Source organism: Burkholderia sp. MSMB1588, assembly GCF_001546925.1.
Taxonomy (GTDB): Bacteria; Pseudomonadota; Gammaproteobacteria; order Burkholderiales; family Burkholderiaceae; genus Burkholderia; species Burkholderia humptydooensis.
In genome coordinates this window covers 2429557-2443239 of sequence record NZ_CM003770.1, presented here as the reverse complement: position 1 = coordinate 2443239, position 13683 = coordinate 2429557, and the positions used below count along the sequence as shown (strand labels likewise).

Annotated in this window: 14 protein-coding genes; 8 read left to right on the top strand and 6 right to left on the bottom strand. The window is 66.1% G+C overall.

The genetic code is table 11. The features are described 5' to 3' along the window. The 5 genes from WS92_RS10080 (at position 1) to WS92_RS10060 (ending at position 6090) form a co-directional block, all read left to right on the top strand. Positions 1-1350 carry an aspartate aminotransferase family protein gene (locus tag WS92_RS10080; protein WP_059930062.1) on the top strand — a complete coding sequence of 450 codons (1350 nt, stop codon included), beginning with the start codon at positions 1-3 and terminating at the stop codon, positions 1348-1350. Between the two features lie 165 nt (positions 1351-1515). Continuing rightward, positions 1516-3006: an APC family permease gene (locus WS92_RS10075; RefSeq protein WP_006027452.1), complete on the top strand. Its 1491-nt coding sequence runs from the start codon at positions 1516-1518 to the stop codon at positions 3004-3006. Next, entirely contained in the window at positions 3003-3638 is a 636-nt protein-coding gene (locus WS92_RS10070) for a DUF3156 family protein (RefSeq protein WP_059930060.1), read from the top strand. Before WS92_RS10075 ends, WS92_RS10070 begins: the two co-directional genes overlap by 4 nt. An 82-nt stretch (positions 3639-3720) precedes the next feature. Continuing rightward, positions 3721-4659, top strand: a complete 939-nt coding sequence (locus WS92_RS10065; protein ID WP_009914811.1) for a helix-turn-helix domain-containing protein — start codon at positions 3721-3723, stop codon at positions 4657-4659. 228 nt (positions 4660-4887) lie between these two features. Then, positions 4888-6090, top strand: a complete 1203-nt coding sequence (locus WS92_RS10060; RefSeq protein WP_059930058.1) for a porin — start codon at positions 4888-4890, stop codon at positions 6088-6090. Between the two features lie 284 nt (positions 6091-6374). Here the strand turns inward: WS92_RS10060 and WS92_RS10055 are convergent, their stop codons facing one another. Further along, positions 6375-6986 (bottom strand): LysE family translocator, encoded by a 612-nt coding sequence (locus WS92_RS10055; protein ID WP_059930056.1) that lies wholly within the window; start codon positions 6984-6986, stop codon positions 6375-6377. 98 nt (positions 6987-7084) lie between these two features. On the opposite strand from WS92_RS10055, the gene WS92_RS10050 reads away from it, so the two are divergent. Continuing rightward, positions 7085-7648 carry a GNAT family N-acetyltransferase gene (locus WS92_RS10050; protein ID WP_059930054.1) on the top strand — a complete coding sequence of 188 codons (564 nt, stop codon included), beginning with the start codon at positions 7085-7087 and terminating at the stop codon, positions 7646-7648. A gap of 104 nt (positions 7649-7752) precedes the next feature. Here WS92_RS10050 and WS92_RS10045 read toward each other — a convergent pair whose 3' ends face one another. The 3 genes from WS92_RS10045 to WS92_RS10035 form a co-directional block, all read right to left on the bottom strand. Beyond that, complete coding sequence (locus tag WS92_RS10045; protein WP_015602739.1) at positions 7753-8814, bottom strand: alkene reductase; 1062 nt, start codon at positions 8812-8814, stop codon at positions 7753-7755. Positions 8815-8865: 51 nt separating this feature from the next. Next, positions 8866-9171, bottom strand: a complete 306-nt coding sequence (locus tag WS92_RS10040; RefSeq protein ID WP_006027445.1) for an ArsR/SmtB family transcription factor — start codon at positions 9169-9171, stop codon at positions 8866-8868. 149 nt (positions 9172-9320) lie between these two features. After that, positions 9321-9713 carry a twin-arginine translocation signal domain-containing protein gene (locus WS92_RS10035; protein WP_059930052.1) on the bottom strand — a complete coding sequence of 131 codons (393 nt, stop codon included), beginning with the start codon at positions 9711-9713 and terminating at the stop codon, positions 9321-9323. Between the two features lie 587 nt (positions 9714-10300). Here WS92_RS10035 and omp38 point away from each other — a divergent pair. Then, positions 10301-11425, top strand: a complete 1125-nt coding sequence (gene omp38 / locus WS92_RS10030; RefSeq protein WP_006027443.1) for a porin Omp38 — start codon at positions 10301-10303, stop codon at positions 11423-11425. A gap of 202 nt (positions 11426-11627) precedes the next feature. Here omp38 and WS92_RS10025 read toward each other — a convergent pair whose 3' ends face one another. Beyond that, complete coding sequence (locus tag WS92_RS10025; RefSeq protein WP_006027442.1) at positions 11628-12026, bottom strand: GreA/GreB family elongation factor; 399 nt, start codon at positions 12024-12026, stop codon at positions 11628-11630. Between the two features lie 520 nt (positions 12027-12546). Here WS92_RS10025 and WS92_RS10020 point away from each other — a divergent pair. Further along, positions 12547-12888, top strand: coding sequence for a DUF4148 domain-containing protein (locus WS92_RS10020; protein ID WP_015603005.1), 342 nt, complete (start codon positions 12547-12549; stop codon positions 12886-12888). A 204-nt stretch (positions 12889-13092) separates the two neighbouring features. Here WS92_RS10020 and WS92_RS10015 read toward each other — a convergent pair whose 3' ends face one another. Then, positions 13093-13557 carry a CBS domain-containing protein gene (locus tag WS92_RS10015; RefSeq protein WP_006027440.1) on the bottom strand — a complete coding sequence of 155 codons (465 nt, stop codon included), beginning with the start codon at positions 13555-13557 and terminating at the stop codon, positions 13093-13095. Between the last annotated feature and the right edge of the window lie 126 nt (positions 13558-13683).

Genomic DNA, 13683 nt, shown 5'->3' with positions numbered 1-13683 from the left:
ATGAGCTACAACGATTCCCGTTTCTGGCACCCGATGCTGCACCCGAACGACATGAAGCGCCGCGCGCCGATCCGCATCGTGCGCGGCGACGGCTGCCACGTGTACGACGAGCGCGGGCGTCAGCTCGTCGACGGCGTCGCGGGCTTGTGGAACGTCAACGTCGGCCACAATCGCGCCGAGGTCAAGGAAGCGATCGTGCGCCAGCTCGACGAGCTCGAATACTTCCAGTTGTTCGACGGCGTCACGCATCCGCGCGCCGAGGAGCTGTCGAAGAAGCTGATCGACATGATGGAGCCCGAAGGCATGCGCCGCGTGCTGTACAGCTCGGGCGGCTCGGATTCGGTCGAGACCGCGCTCAAGATCGCGCGCCAGTACTGGAAAGTGCGCGGGCAGGCCGACCGCACGAAGTTCATCTCGCTGAAGCAGGGCTACCACGGCACGCATTTCGGCGGCGCGTCGGTGAACGGCAACACGGTGTTCAGGCGCAACTACGAACCGAACCTGCCAGGCTGCTTCCATGTCGAGACGCCGTGGCTCTACCGCAACCCGTTCACGCAGGATCCCGAAGCGCTTGGCCGCATCTGCGCGGAGCTGCTCGAGCGCGAGATCCTGTTCCAGAGCCCGGACACGGTCGCCGCATTCATCGCCGAGCCGATCCAGGGCGCGGGCGGCGTGATCGTGCCGCCCGCGAACTACTGGCCGCTCGTGCGCGAAGTCTGCGACCGCTACGGCGTGCTGTTGATCGCCGACGAAGTCGTGACGGGCTTCGGGCGCAGCGGGAGCCTGTTCGGCAGCCGCGGCTGGGGCGTGAAGCCCGACATCATGTGCCTCGCGAAAGGCATCTCGTCCGGCTACGTGCCGCTTGGCGCGACCGCGGTGAACGCGCGGATCGAGGACGCGTTCGCGTCGAACGCGGACTTCAGCGGCGCGATCATGCACGGCTACACGTACTCGGGGCACCCGGTCGCGTGCGCGGCGGCGCTCGCGAGCCTCGACATCGTGCTGCGCGAAGACCTGCCCGCGAACGCGGCGAAGCAGGGCGCGCATCTGATCGACGCGCTGCGGCCGTTCGTCGAGCGCTTCGACGCGGTTGGCGAAGTGCGCGGCAAGGGGCTGATGGTCGCGCTCGACCTCGTCGCCGACAAGGCGACGCGCACGCCGATCGATCCGATGTCGGGCTACGCGAACGCGGTCGCCGAAGTCGCGCGAGAAAACGGCGTGCTGGTGCGGCCGGTCGGCACGAAGATCATCCTGTCGCCGCCGCTCGTGATCCGTCGCGAGCAGATCGACCGGATCGTTGCGGGCCTCGAGGCCGGCTTTGACGCGACGCCGTTTCCGGGCGGCCGATGACGCGCGGCTGAAGATCCGCTGACGAATGCCTGACGAACTTTTGCGGAACGGCTGACGGCCGGGGCGGCATGCGCGCGGCCCCGGCCGTTTTGCCGATTTGCGCTACATGCGGGAATTTTGGCCTCCGTATTTTCTCGACATTGACGCATCGCAAAGGAGACGAGGATGTCGGATTGGTCGGAGTATTCGAATGCGCAGGCGGGAACGCCGCCCGGCGACGCGAACGGCCGGCCCGCGCTGGCGGCGGGCGCGGTGGGCTTTCCAACCGCGCTCGCGAGCGCGGTCGGCCTCATCATGGCGAGCCCGGTGATCCTGACCGCGACGTCCGGCTTCGGGATGGGCGGCTGGGCGTTCGCGGTCGCCATGGTCATCGCGTTCGTGATGATGCAGGCGCAGGCGACGACGTTTTCCGAGGCGGCGGCGATGCTGCCGACGGCCGGCTCGGTCTACGACTACCTGTCGTGCGGGCTCGGCCGCTTCTGGGCGATCACGGGCACGATCTCCGCGTACTTCCTCGTCCACGTGTTCGCCGGCACGGCGGAGACGATCCTGAGCGGCATCATGGCGCTCGTCAACTTCGAATCGCTGAACGCGGCGTTCGAGCGGCACAACAGCGCGTGGCTCGTCGGCGTCGGCCTCGTCGCGACCTTCGCGTTCACCAACATCATCGGCATCAAGGTGTTCAGCAAGCTCGAGATCGTGCTGACGATCGGCATGTGGCTGTCGCTGATGACGTTCGGCGTGCTCGGGCTCGCGGCCGCGCCCGCCGTGCAGCTCGACGGCTGGTTCGGACGCTCGGAGGCCGGCGCGTCGGCGCCCGCCGTGCTGTCGCTCGTCGGGATGGCGATGTTCATGTTCGTCGGCTGCGAGTTCGTCACGCCGCTCGCGCCGGAAATGAAGGCGCCTGGCAAGACGATTCCGCGCGCGATGGCGCTCGGGCTCGCGGGCGTTGCGGTCTGCATGTTTCTCTACGGCGCGGCGATCAAGCGCCAGGTGCCGAACGTCGCGGTGACGGCCGACGGCCTCACGCATCTGCTCGATACGCCCGGCGCGATTCCCGCGTTCGCGCTGCAGGTGCTCGGCCCGTTCGGGCGCGTGTGGTTCGGCGTCGCGTTCCTGTTCGCCGGCGCGGCGACGATCAACACGCTGATGGCCGGACTGCCGCGGATCCTGTATGGCATGGCCGTCGACGGCGCGCTGCCTAAATGCTTCGCGTATTTGCATCCGCGCTTTCGCACGCCTGTCGTCGGCATCGTTGCGGCGGCCGTCGTGCCGATCGCGCACGCGTGGATCATCCACGGCGATCTCGACAGCATCATGCACCTCGTGCTCGCCGCGACCTGCGCGTGGGGCACCGCGTACCTGCTTGTCACGCTGTCCGTCGTGATGCTCAGGATTCGCCGCCCGGACCTGCCGCGGCCGTACCGGTCGCCCTGGTTTCCGCTGCCGCAGATCGTGTCGAGCGTCGGCATCGTGCTCGCGATCTGGTACATCGCGCCGCCGGGGATGAACAGCCGCGACATCTACGTGCCGTTCGGCACGATGCTCGGGCTCACTGCGCTCTATGCGCTGTTCTGGACGGTGGTCGTGCAGCGCAAGCATCCGTTCCGGCCGGTGCCCGTCGAAGAGGTGCTGCGCAACGAGCACGTGCGATGAGCGGGCGATCGACGGCCATCGGCCGCGTTGCATCGATGGTGGCATCGATGGCCGGATGGCGGCGCCGGTTCGCGCCGGAGGCCGCGCCCGGCTATCGGCGCGGCGCGACGCTCGCGCGCGTCGCCGCGGATCTGGGCGCGGCGCTCGCTGCGGCGGACGACGGCGGGGCCGCGCGAATGGCGCTCGACGACGGCGTCGAGTTGCGTGCGACCGAGCGCGTCGACCGGCAATTTCTGCTGCATACGGTCAGCGTGCAACTGGAACGGACGCTCGCGGGGCCCGACGCGCACGGCTTGGCATCGATCGCCGCGAGCGGCTGGGTGCGTCGCGGGCCGGCCGTCGCGGCGGTCGAGCGCAATGCCGACGCGCGATTCGGCGCGCTCGTCCCGGCGCTGCTCGCCGCGCCCGCGCTCGGCGCGCCGCTGGCGGCGCTCGATCTGACATACTGTGTGATCGTCGCGCGCGGCCCATGCTGGACGCTGCGCATCGCGCCGTTCGGCGGCAGCGAAGTGGCCGGCAGGATGCCGTCGTTTCGGCGTTACGTGCGTCTTGCCGATACGCAGCGCGACGCGCTGCGCGCGGCGTTCGCCGGCTTCGAGGCCGCGCTTGCGCGCCTGCCGCCGGGCGATTGACGCCGCACGAGCGGCCGGCGGCCGCGCCGCGTTGCCGCGGGCTCCGGCCGTCGCGCCGCATCGGAATTCTCTGGAGGCATCCATGTTGTTCCAGTCGCGTTCGCTCGAAGACGTCCACGATCACGGGCTCGCCATCGCCGGCTGGCGGCAGGTCTACCGGCAGATGACGCCCGGCCGCTTCAAGGGCACGGTCACGCAGGTCTTGTACGACGATTTCCATTTCTTCCGCGAAACGACGAACCGTCGCGTCGCGCAGACGGGCGTGTCCCCGGAGGGACGCACGTCGCTTGCGGTGCCGGTGCTCGCGCCGCTGTCCGGGACGTTCCAGCGGCGGCATGTCGACGGCTACGCGCTGCTCGCGCTGCGCCCCGGCGAGGACTTCGAGTTCCACACGCCCGAAGGGATGCGGCTCGTCGGCATCAGCGCCGCGCCGGACATGATCGACGAGCTGTGCGAAGCCGAATTCGGCACGCGCGACAATCGCGCGCCGCGGCATGTGATCCGGCTGACGGACGAGCAGGGCGCGGCACTCGGCGCGCGCCTGTCGTCGCATATCGACGATGCGCAGCGCAACCCGGCGTGGCTCGAATACGACGCAACCCGCAAGATGTTTCGCGACGCGATGCTCGGCGTGTTCCTCGATGCGCTCGCGGGCGCGGTCGGCGACGAACGGCGCGACATCACGCACGCGACGTACAGCGACATCGTCGGACGTTGCGAGCGCTATCTGTGGGCGCGCCCCGAAGAGCCCGTGACGGTGCTCGAGCTGTGCCGTGCGCTGCGCTGCAGCCGGCGCACGCTGCAGACGAGCTTCCAGCGCGTCGCCGACGTGACGCCCGTCACGTACTTGCGCACGATCCGTCTGAACGCCGTGCGCCGTCTGCTGCGCACGACGTCCGCCGATGCGCTGGGCGTCGGCGAGGCCGCGGCGCGCTGGGGCTTCACGCATCTCGGCTATTTCGCGCGCGAGTATCGCGGCCTGTTCGGCGAGCTGCCGTCACAGACGCGCCGTCTGTCCTGAGTGCCGGCATCGCGCATGTCCTGCCGTGAAGCCCGTGCGTTGCGCGCCGCACGCGCGAAGCGACGGGTTCGTTCGCGATCCTGAATGCGTTGCGCGCGGCGCTGACGCATTTGCCGATTTGGGATACAGGGCCAAAATTTTCGCTGGATAGAGTTCCTCCACTGCTGCCGATCGAGGTGGTTCGGCCGATCGATTGCAATCCAAATCAATGACGGGAGTGGGTGGAGCATGAAAGTCGGAATCTGGATCGCGGCCGGCGTCGCCGGCGCAGCCGTCGCGCCTGCTTGCGCGCAAAGCAGCGTCACGTTGTACGGCACGGTGGATACAGGCGTCATCTATTCGACGAACCAGCAGGTCACGCATGCGGACGGCGGCGTGAGCGGCGGCCATGCGTGGCAGATGGGCGGCGGAAACCTGGTGCCTTCGCGGTGGGGATTGCAGGGCGCGGAGGCGCTCGGCGGAGGATTGAAGGCGGTGTTCGCGCTCGAGCAGCAATTCCTGTCGGCGAGCGGCCAGGCGTTGCAGGGCGGCGCGGCGTTCAGCCGCCAGGCGTGGATCGGCCTGCGCCACGACGCATACGGCACGCTCGGCGTCGGGCGCCAATACGATTCGTACACCGATACGCTCGGCGCGTACGTGTCGAGCAACGGCTGGGCGACGCCGTATGGCTCGCATCTCGGCGACGTCGACAATCTGAATGCGGCATTGAACTTCAACAACGCGGTCAAGTTCACGAGCGCCGATTTCCAGGGGCTGACGTTCGGCGGCACGTTCAGCTTCGGGGGGCAGGCGGGGGATTTCTCCGCGCGTCGCGGCTATTCGGTCGCCGCCGCCTACAGCCGTGCGCCGATTTCGCTCGGCATCGGCTATCTGAACCTGCGGCAGCCGCTCGACGCGGCGCTCGGCGGCGCGAACGGATACGTCGGCGATTTCGCGTGCAGCAACGCGGGCGCGATGTACTGCCTGTTGCAGGATGCGGTGTCGATGAAGGCGTTTGGCGTCGGCGGATCGGTTGCGCTCGGCGACGCGACCGTCGCGCTGACCTATACGCACACCCGCCTCGACGACAGCGCGTATTTCGCGACCGCCGCGCATCCGCAGCGAGCGTCGATCGGGTTCGACATTGCCGAACTGAACGCGACATACGCGTTCACGCCGATGCTGCGTGGCGGCGTTGCTTACATCTTCAACAACGCGAAGGCCGATAGCCGGGGGACAACGCGCTTTCATCAACTGAACGTCGGCGCGAACTACAGTGTGTCGAAACGGACCGCGCTGTATGCGGTCGCGATCGGACAGATCGCGTCGGGGCGCGGGCTCGGCAGCGACTCGAACGGCAATCCCGCGAATTACGCGCAGATTCCCGTATTGGCGAACAGCGATTCGAACCGGCAACTCGCGGTGATAGCGGGGGTGAAGGTGGATTTCTGACGTGCCGCAAGGCCGGAATCGTTTGCTCGGCGGGGCAAAGTGTCCTGGCTGCGTTACGGCGCGCGCCGCGCAATGTCTATGCCGAGGATCTCGACGACGCTCCGGTCGCGCCGATCGACCTGCTGCTGAATGACGACCCTCGCCAATCGAGAACGTCGCGGCGCTGCCGACGTATCAGGGGCGCGGGCCGGCTCGTCGATTGCTGGCGCTCGCCGGACAGGTGGCCGCTGCGCGGCCGCCGATGCGGCCGGCCGCGCGTTCGCGCCGCGTTGCCGCAGGGCCGGCTAACGCGTTGCGATCGCGACGGCCGCGCCCGCCATCGCGGCCGCGCTCGCGCGATTGGCTGCCTTCACCGCGCGGCGGCTCGTCAGCAGCTTGCGGGCGCGTGCCGCGAGCAACGCCCATGCGCAGTCGACCGCGATCAACACGGCCAGCAGCGTCAACGTCAATTCGAGCCACGCGACACCGCCCACCCGCGACAGGTCGACCATCGTCGGCAGCAGCGCGACGTAGAAGATCATGATCTTCGGGTTGCCGAGCGTCACCGCGAGGCCGGCCAGAAACATGCGCAACGGCGACTGTCCGCTCGGGAGGTTGCCGGACGGCGCATCGGCAGGCGCGAACCACATCTTCCACGCGAGAAACAGCAGATAGGCGATCCCCGCGAACTTCAGCACGAGAAAGCCGACCGCGAATGTGTGCGCGACCACCGCGAGCCCGGCTACCGCGCACGTGAGCCAGATCACTTCGCCGAGCCACATCGCCGCGAGGAACGGCAATACGTCTCGGAATCCGTTCGTCAGTACGCGCGCGACCAGCGCAGCGATGCTCGGGCCGGGCGAGCCGGCGGCGATCAGCAGTGCGGCGGCGAAGATGGCGAGGCTGGACAGCGACATGTCGACTCTCCCGGTGCGATTCGCGATGGCGATCGATATGAGGAATTGATTATAGTAGCGGCGACTCGCATTCGCATCCGACCGATTGCCATTCGACCGTGACCGCACACGACCCCGCCACGCAACCATCCCCGATCCGCATCCGTGCCGCCCGCGCCGACGAAGCGCCGCTGATGGCCGCCGTCGAAGCCGCCGCCGCGCGCCGCTTCGACGGCATCGGCATGCCGCACATCGCGTCGAGCCCGCCGACCGATCTCGCCGATCTGCGCGAGCGGATCGGCGACGATCGCGCGCTCGTCGCCTTCGATGCCTTGGATGCCGACGACGCGCGCATCGTCGGCTTTGCGATATACAGGATGCTCGATGCGTCGCGTCTCTATCTCGAGGAGATCGACGTGGCGCCCGAGCACGCGGGGCGGCGGATCGGTTCCGCGCTGATCGAGGCCGTCGTGGCGCGCGCTCGCGCAGCGGGCGCGAGGCAGGTCGTGCTGTCGACGTTCCGGCAGGTGCCGTGGAATGCGCCGTATTATCGTCGCCTTGGCTTCGTCGATCTCGACGACGATACGCTCGATCCCGCGTTGGCGGCGATACGCGCAGCACATGTCGCGCACGGGCTCGACGAATCGCAGCGCGTGTTCATGGCGCGCGTGATCTGCGAATAGCGTCTGAGCCGGCGCTGGAACTTGGCATTGTTTGCCGGACGCCGAGGCCCGAGGCCCGGGACCGACCCGCCCCCGAACGGCAACGCCCCGGTCCCGACACCCCCTCACGCCGCGCTTTCCAGCGCCGGATAGTCCGTATATCCCGCTTCGCCTTCAGCGTAGAACGTGGCGGAATTCGGCTCGTTGAGCGGCGCCTTCAGCTCGAAGCGGCGCGGCAGATCCGGATTCGCGATAAAAAGCTTGCCCCATGCGACCGCATCCGCCTGTCCGGCGTCGAGCGCCGCCTGAGCGCTGTCGAGCGTGAACTGCTCGTTCGCGATGAACGGCCCGCCGAACGCCGCCTTTAGCTGCGGGCCGATGGAATCGGCGCCGAACGATTCGCGCGCGAACAGGAAGGCGATGCGGCGGCGGCCGAGTTCGCGCGCGACGTAGCCGAACGTCGCGGCAGGGTCTGAATCGCCCATCGTATGCGCATCGCCGCGCGGCGCGAGATGCACGCCGACGCGCGCCGCGCCCCAGACGTCGATCGCTTCGTCGACCACTTCGAGCAAGAGGCGCGCGCGATTCTCGATCGAGCCGCCGTATGCATCGGTGCGGCGGTTCGAGCTGTCCTGCAGGAACTGATCGAGCAGATAGCCGTTCGCGCCGTGCACCTCGACGCCGTCGAAGCCGGCCGCGCGCGCGTTTTCCGCGCCGCGGCGGAACGCGGCGACGACGCCCGGGATTTCGTCGAGCTCGAGCGCGCGCGGCGTCGCGTAGGGCCGTTGCGGACGCACGAGGCTCACGTGGCCGCCGGGTGCGATCGCGCTCGGCGCGACGGGCAGCGCGCCGTCGAGGAACACAGGATCCGACACGCGGCCGACGTGCCAGAGCTGCAGGAAGATGCGGCCGCCGGCGGCGTGGACGGTGTCCGTCACGAGCCGCCAGCCGTCGACCTGTTCCGGCGACCAGATGCCCGGCGTGCTCGCGTAGCCGACGCCTTGCGGCGTGACCGACGTCGCCTCGCTGATGATGAGCCCGGCGGATGCGCGCTCCGCGTAGTACCGCGCCATCAGCGCGTTGGGCGTGCGCGTGTCGCCGGCGCGGGCGCGGGTCAACGGTGCCATGATGATGCGGTTCGGAAGCGTCAGGTCGCCGATGGTCAGCGGATCGAACAGAGAAGGCATATGAGGGGACCTCTTCGAGTGTGGCTAAGCCCTTGCGGCGAGTGGGCGGAATCAAAGGCCGCGCTGCAGTGAATCGAGAAATGCTTGAATTACCGCGTCGTTGCGCTTGAAGAACGCCCATTGGCCGACGCGGGTCGACGTGACGAGCCCGGCGCGCTCGAGCGTGGCGAGGTGCGCGGACACGGTCGATTGCGACAATCCGCACAGCGCGTCGATCTGGCCTGCGCAGACGCCTTGCGGAAACGGCCCCGCGTGCGCTGCGGGGAAATGCTTGTCGGGCTCCTTGAGCCACGCGAGGATCGCACGGCGGACGGGGCTGGCAAGCGCTTTGTGAATGGCGTCGGCATCGAAGGTCATGGGCGGCGCGGTGCAATCGCGAATCGTCGTTTCCCGAAGCTTAGATCGACCAATGACGATATAAACAGCAACACTCTATTGACTAGGGGTGATTGAATCCGGCAATCGATGCGATAGCGACGCCCGTGAAGGACCGTCGCGCGACGCGCTCAATTCCAGCGTCCGTCGATGTAGATCCACGCGCCTCCCCGCTGCTGCCAATAGCCGGGCACCCAGCGGTGGCCAGGGCGTTGCGCGATCCAGCGGCCGGGTATCCATGCGTATCGGCCGCCGCGCCAGCCCCAATAGCCGTTCGTCCAGACATAGCCGCGCGGACGCGGCGGCGCGGGGCGGCGCTCGCGCCGAAGCGGCGGAGGCGGGCGGTCCGGGTGGCCGGGATACGGCGGCCGGGCGGGCTGAGGCTGCATCGGCGGTCGATAGCCGGGCGGCGATTGCGGCGGCCCGGGCGGCTGCTGAGCCGTCGCATCGCGGCCGAAGCCGAGGCCGCCGGCAAGCGAGGCGCCGGCGAGCGACAGCGTGCGGAGAAAATGACGTCGATTCATGGTTGCTCCAAAGGATGGGCCGAAAGCGGCGCGAGCTGATATGGCTGCACAGGTTCGACGTTAACGCCCTGAGTGGTCGGCCATCGTTACGAATCCTGTAACGGCTGTTACGGCGTCCGACAGTCGAGTGGAGCGTGGGGATGGAAGAAATCTATGGAGGCTGTTTGCCGATAGTCTTTCGTATTCATGGCGGCGGTCTCGATCGAACAAGTAAAAAATGCCGATTTCGCTGAGTTCGCGCGAAGCTGTTTGTTGTTTATACGCAACCGTCAAGACGCTGACACAGAAGAATGATCGTGTCGATCCCACCAAAAAGACCCTGTCAAGAGGTCAAAAACGTCTATCAAAACAAATACTTATAAGAGGATTGCATTTCTATTATTTCTAGTTCTGGAAAAGCTTATTTCTTTATTCGCGAATGGCGGCCCTAGGGTACACCCCTAAACTCACGGTTCCCAGAACGGGCAACCATCCGGGCGCGGCCATGCAGGTAGTCTTGCAAACCGATATGGCGCTTCCGGGCGGTTGCGGACCGTTTATCGAAACGAGGTCGCAAGGCCTACCTTTTTTAAAAGGGAGCTCCACGCATGAACAAGACTCTGATTGTTGCAGCAGTTGCTGCATCGTTCGCAACCGTCGCACACGCGCAAAGCAGCGTCACGCTGTACGGCGTGCTCGACGCGGGAATCACGTACCAAAGCAACGTCGCGACGCCGTCGGGCTCGGGCAAGTCGCTGTGGTCGGTCGGCTCGGGCGTCGACCAAAGCCGTTTCGGTCTGCGCGGCTCGGAAGACCTGGGTGGCGGCCTGAAGGCGATCTTCACGTTGGAAAGCGGCTTCAACATCGGTAACGGCCGCTTCAACAACGGTGGCGGCATGTTCAACCGTCAAGCGTTCGTCGGCCTGTCGAGCAACTATGGCACCGTCACGCTGGGCCGTCAGTACGACGCAACCCAAGACTACCTGTCGCCGCTGTCGGCAACGGGCACCTGGGGCGGCACGTACTTCGCGCACCCGCTCAACAACGACCGCCTGAACACGAACGGCGACGTTGCAGTGAACAACACGGTCAAGTTCACGAGCGCGAACTACGCCGGCCTGCAATTCGGCGGCACGTACTCGTTCTCGAACAACTCGCAATTCGCGAACAACCGTGCATACAGCGCGGGCGCTTCGTACCAGTTCCAAGGCCTGAAGGTCGGTGCGGCGTACTCGCAAGCTAACAACGCTGGCGCGAACACCACGGGCGCAACGGATCCGCTGACCGGCTTCAACATCGGCGGCACGAACGCAGCAAGCATCCAGGGCCGTTCGCGCGTGTACGGTGCCGGCGCAAGCTACGCTTACGGCCCGCTGCAAGGCGGCCTGCTCTGGACGCAATCGCGTCTCGACAACCTGGCAAACGGCACGCCGACCATTCGTGCCGACAACTACGAAGCGAACGTGAAGTACAACCTGACGCCGGCTCTGGGTCTGGGCGTTGCTTACACGTACACGAACGCGAAGGCGAACGGCGAAAGCGCTCACTGGAACCAAGTTGGCGTCCAGGCCGACTACGCGCTGTCGAAGCGCACCGACGTGTACGCACAAGCTGTGTACCAGCGTTCGTCGAAGAACGCGAATGCGTCGATCTACAACGGCGACCTCAGCACGCCGTTCAGCACGTCGATCAACCAAACCGCAGCAACGGTTGGTCTGCGTCACCGCTTCTAAGCATGACGGCTGGCTCGTCCAGTCTCGAAAAGGCGCCTTCGGGCGCCTTTTTTTATGCGCCGTGCCAGCACGACGCACATTGCACGAAAACAAAAAAGCGAGGCTTGCGCATGCATCCTCGCTTTTTGGGCGCGGCTGGCGACGCGGGCTGACGGTCATTCGGCGGCCAACCCTGCCGCATCAGCCGATCCGTCGTTCAGGCTCAGTACGTGTAATTGCCGCTCGCTTCCGGTTGATAGACGATCTCGACGATCTTCAGCGTCGCGTCCGCGGCGCCCGGCAGCGTCACTTTCACCCGTTCGCCGCGGCGCGCGCCGAGAAGCGCCATGCCGACCGGCGAAAACACGTTCAACCGGCCTTGCTCGAAATTGGCCGCGTCCGGATAGACGATGGTCCAGATCATGTCCTGGCCGGCGCTTTCGTCGAGCAGCTTGATCTGCGAGTTCATCGTGACGACGTTTGCCTGAATCTTGTCCGGCTCGACGATATCGGCGCGCTCGAGCAGCGTGTCGAGCATTTCCTGATAGCGCGGGTTGCGTTCCGCATGCTTTTCGAGGCGTGCGACGTCGAGTTCGGTGAGTTGGTAAATCCTGTTTCTCATGACAGTCTCCAAATGATCGGCTTGGGTGGCGTGGCCAACCTGCGGGATCGCCCGGAGCCTGGCTGACGCGGCTCCGGGATGGGGCTGCCGTCAGATCAAGCGCCGGGCCGCGGCGAGCGGCGCTGCAAGCGTGCTTCGAAGGAGGGAGCGCGCCGCCGCCGCGACCACGGCCGCGCGCGAACCGCGCGTGCGGTGCGCAAGAAAGGCGTGGAAGGTCGGCGTGCACATGAGCGAGGCGATAAAACGAATGGCGAAAGACGGGATAAACTTTACAAATATACAACAAAACGACCGTTCAGACAGCCGACAGGCGGTTTTGCGAAGCGCTCCTCCATTGTTGCCGATATGGTGCTTTTAACGGGCTTTCGGTCGAGATGCAATTGGCTATTTTTGTCGTTGGCGCAACGCTGTATGTTCAAACTAGGGGTTTCCCCTTGTTATACCGGTGACTAGACTGGAATCAATCGCTTCCGGCAAGGATGCCTGGAGCGACGCAAATACAACATTCCGGAGGTCAACCATGAAATCGTTCGTCTACGCAGCCGTTGCCGCTTCGATCCTCGCCGCGCCGCTTGCGTCGTTCGCGCAGGCCGACCAACAACAGCCGCTCACCCGCGAGCAAGTGAAGTCTGAACTCGTCCAGCTCGAACAGAACGGCTACAAGCCCGAATCGGGCGACACCCAGTACCCGGCGAACGTGCAGGCGGCGTCGCAACGGATGCAACCCGCGCAGCAGACGCTCACGCACGCCGACACGAGCGGCTATGGCGTCCAGCCGGCCGGCGCGTCGGAATCCGGCGGCCGCGCGAGCAAGTCGCCGACTTCGCCGGCGTTCGGTCATTCGGTCTACTTCGGCAACTGACCGAATCGAGCCGTCAGGCCGAATGGGCGCCCGGGGCCGCCGGGCGTCCGCCAGCAAACGTGAAGAGGTCGATTCCATAAACCGCGAGCCCGCGCGATGTGCAGGGCTCGCGGGTCGGGAGCCGAACCTCCGTCGCCGCATTCAGGCGGCTTTGCCCAGACGCGATGCGTTTGGGCATTTTTTGATGGACATCGCGGCGCGCGATTACTGCAAATGCGCGGCGGCCGGAATTCCGTGGATGTAATGCTCCAGTTGATCGATCGTGAACTGCTGGTCGGCAATCACGCTCTTCACGAGATCGCCGATCGACACGAGACCAATGAGCTTGCCGTCGTCGAGGACGGGCAAGTGACGCATCCGGTGCTCTGTCATCAGCGCCATGCACTCGTCGCTGGTTTGCGTCGGTTCGACGTAGCGCACCTTCGCCGTCATGATTTCCTCGACGCGCGTTGCTTTCGACGAACGGTCGAGGAGCACCACCTTGCGCGCGTAATCGCGTTCCGTCACGATGCCGGCAATGTTCGCGCCATCCATCACGAGCAGCGCGCCTATGCTCCTTTCGGCCATCAGCTTGATCGCGTTGTAGACGGAATCGGACTTTTCGATCGTGTGAATCGTGCGTCCCGAATCGGGCTTCGACCTGAGAATCTGTGCGACGGTGAGGCTCATACGCTGTCTCCCTTGGCTGGGCGATTCACGGAAAGCGGCGCGCGGCCGCCGCGTCGGGTTAAAAATCCAGTATAGATCGGCGTCCGCGGGCGGGTGCGTCCAGTTCTCAGATTAGCGGTAAACTTC